Consider the following 3214-nt stretch of genomic DNA (forward strand, 5'->3'; position numbering starts at 1 on the left):
AAAAGTGACATTTTATATTGGGAATGGGGGGTGACATTTTATTTCTGTTTTAATACTTTTTTTGCCAAAAACTTGCTTTTTTTTTTTTTTTTGTAAAATGGTATTATCATAAACTTAAAAAAGGAAAATATATGAAAAAAGCAAAAATTTTAACATTAAGTACACTAACTGTTTTACCAGTTTCTGCTTTATTTATTGTTTCTTGCCAACAAGCTAAAAGTGATAATAATTCAGAAACCAAACAACCTGCAACCCCAGAACAACCTGTTCCTACAACCCCTACAACTCCTACAACCCCTTCAAATGAAAATCCAAGTGAACCAGGTTCAAACATTCAAACAACCCCTGTAAATAACAATCCAGAAAACCCTGCTCCTGCAAATCCTTCAAAAACAACAAGTTCAAACGAAGAAACAGAAGAACAACCTTCTGATAGCGAATTTGAAGGAAATGAAAATGATTTTGATTATTCTAAAGTAAAAGATATAAAAGCTAATGAACTTTCAAAACAAAAAGAAATTTATAAAAAAGTTCTTGTCTTTTTCTATAAATCACAAGGGGATAATGAAGCAGAAGCACAAAGAAAAGCAAATGAATTTGTTAATGTAACTTCAGATAAAACTAAAGAATTAAAATTAAAATGATATAAATTCATTCGTTCCAAAGAAGTTAGATCTTTTGCTAAAACACTAGCAAAAACTGCTGCTAAGTCCGCAGGAAAAGAAATTGGTAAAATTATTGCAAAAGAACTTATAAAATCAATTAAAGAAATTTCTAGAAAGAAAAGACATTAATTTGAAGTTATTAATAACTTCATTTTTTTATTTCAAAAAATTTGGCACTCTTTTTATTAGACTGCCAAAAAATGTGCTATAATTTGTTTAGAAAAAAATAAAAAGGAGTGATAATATGAATTTTGAATATAAAGAAAACAAAAGCCCTTTAAAAGAATTTGGGAAAAACTTAACTGATTTGGCACTAAAAAATAAATTAGATCCAGTAATTGGAAGAGATGAAGAAATCAGAAGAATAATAACAATTCTTTCAAGAAAAACAAAAAATAATCCCGTTCTTGTTGGAGAACCAGGAGTAGGGAAAACAGCTATTGTTGAAGGTTTGGCAAGACAAATTGTTGAAGGTAATGTACCTGAAAGTTTAAAAAATAAGGAAGTATGAGAAATAGATTTAGCTTCTATAATTGCTGGTGCTTCTTACCAAGGTCAATTTGAAGATAGATTAAAAAAACTAATTAAAGAAATTGAAGATTCTAACGGTGAAATTATTGTTTTTATAGATGAAATTCATCTTTTAATTGGAACAGGAAGAAATGGTAATAACGCTATGGATGCTGCTAACATTATTAAACCAATTATGGCAAGAGGTGGAATAAAATTAATTGGTGCAACCACTCTTGAAGAATATAAAATTTATATCGAAAAGGATGCAGCACTTGAAAGAAGAATGCAAAAAATAGATGTAAGTGAACCTTCAATTGAAAGCACTATAACAATTTTAAGAGGAATTAAAAATAGAATGGAAAATTTCCATCAAATTAAAATTTCCGATGAGTCATTAGTAGCTGCTGCAAATCTTTCTTCAAGATATATTAGTGATAGATTTCTACCAGATAAAGCAATTGACTTAGTAGATGAAGCTAGTGCTACTTTAAAAGTAGAAACTAATTATCAACCTGAAATAATTGAAAAATTAAAACAAGAATTTGCAAAATTGAATATGGAAAAAATTTCTTTAAAAGGTTCAAAAAATGACGAAAACAAAGAAAAAATACAGGAATTAGACGAAAAAATAAAAGATTTAGAATTAGAAATAAAATCAAAAGAAAAAATCTTTAATGAAGAAAAAAACCAAACTTCTAAAATTGCTGAATTAAAAAATTATCTTGATGATTTAAAAAATAATTTTAAAATTTTTCAAAATGAAGGGAAATTTAAAGAAGCATCTGAAATTATCTATAATAAAATTCCAGCAGTGGAAAATCAAATTAAAGAAATAGAAACAAAAATAGAAAATAGCACTAATTCCTTTATAAAAGACGAAGTAACAGCTGAAGATGTTGCAAAAATTGTTTCAAAATGAACTAAAATTCCTGTTGCTAAATTAATTGAAGAAGATAAAGTTAAAGTATTAAATTTAAAAACTGATTTAAAAAATATAATCAAAGGACAAGACGAAGCAATTGAATTAGTTAATGCAGCTATTTTAAGATCAAAAGCAAATATAAATGATCCAGATAAACCAATAGGTTCCTTTATTTTCGTAGGTTCAACTGGAGTTGGAAAAACAGAACTTGCAAGAGCTTTAGCCCTTCTTTTATTTAACTCAGAAAAACAAATGATTAGATTAGATATGTCTGAATATATGGAAAAACACTCTGTATCTAAATTAATTGGTTCTCCTCCAGGTTATATTGGTTATGAAACAGGAGGACAACTAACTGAAAAAATTAGACAAAATCCTTATTCTATAATTTTATTTGATGAAATAGAAAAAGCACATCCTGATGTTATTAATATATTATTACAAATTTTGGACCATGGAACTTTAACAGACTCTAAAGGAAGAAAGGTTAATTTTAAAAATACTATCATTATTATGACAAGCAATATTGCAGCTCTTGAAATTCTAGATAATCCTAAAATTTCAATGGAAACAATTAAAGAAAAATTACTTGAGCATTTTAAGCCAGAATTCTTAAATAGAATTGATGAAATTATTAAATTTAATCCTTTATCAAAAGATGTTCTTAAAAATATTGCTAAACTTGAATTAGATAAATTATTAACTAGAATTAGAGAAAATACAGGATTTTCTATTGTTTATGAAAATGAATTATTAAATTACATTGTTAATAATACAGATGTGTTAAACTTTGGTGCTCGCCCTATTAAATTATTTATTAAAAGAAATATAGAAACATTAATTGCAAATAGTATTATTAATAAAGATATTTCAAAAGAAAATATAAATATTTTAAGTGTTACTAAAAACTCTATTACTTGAAAAAAGGAATAAAAAAATGGCAGAGGTGACAGGACTCGAACCCATAACACACGGGGTTGAAGCCCGTTGTTCTACCATTGAACTACACCTCTACTAACAAAATATATTGTAGCATATTTTCCTTTTTTTGAAAATAAAAAATGCAAATTATTAATCAAAATGTCCCGGGGTATTTACTAATCAAAATGTCCTC

At 26.6% G+C, this 3214-nt stretch carries 2 protein-coding genes and 1 tRNA gene; 2 read left to right on the forward strand and 1 reads right to left on the reverse strand.

The window, feature by feature from the left end; genetic code table 4:
- Nucleotides 1-131 precede the first annotated feature (131 nt).
- On the forward strand, nucleotides 132-794 hold the full coding sequence (locus ACXX87_RS03960) for a hypothetical protein (protein WP_436358987.1): 663 nt from the start codon (nucleotides 132-134) through the stop codon (nucleotides 792-794).
- Nucleotides 795-909: 115 nt separating this feature from the next.
- On the forward strand, nucleotides 910-3033 hold the full coding sequence (locus tag ACXX87_RS03965) for an ATP-dependent Clp protease ATP-binding subunit (RefSeq protein ID WP_458559642.1): 2124 nt from the start codon (nucleotides 910-912) through the stop codon (nucleotides 3031-3033).
- Between the two features lie 5 nt (nucleotides 3034-3038).
- On the opposite strand, the gene ACXX87_RS03970 is transcribed toward ACXX87_RS03965, so the two are convergent.
- Nucleotides 3039-3113, reverse strand: a tRNA-Trp gene (locus tag ACXX87_RS03970).
- Nucleotides 3114-3214: the final 101 nt, after the last annotated feature.

The sequence above is a fragment of the Mycoplasma sp. 613B genome, from assembly GCF_054343485.1.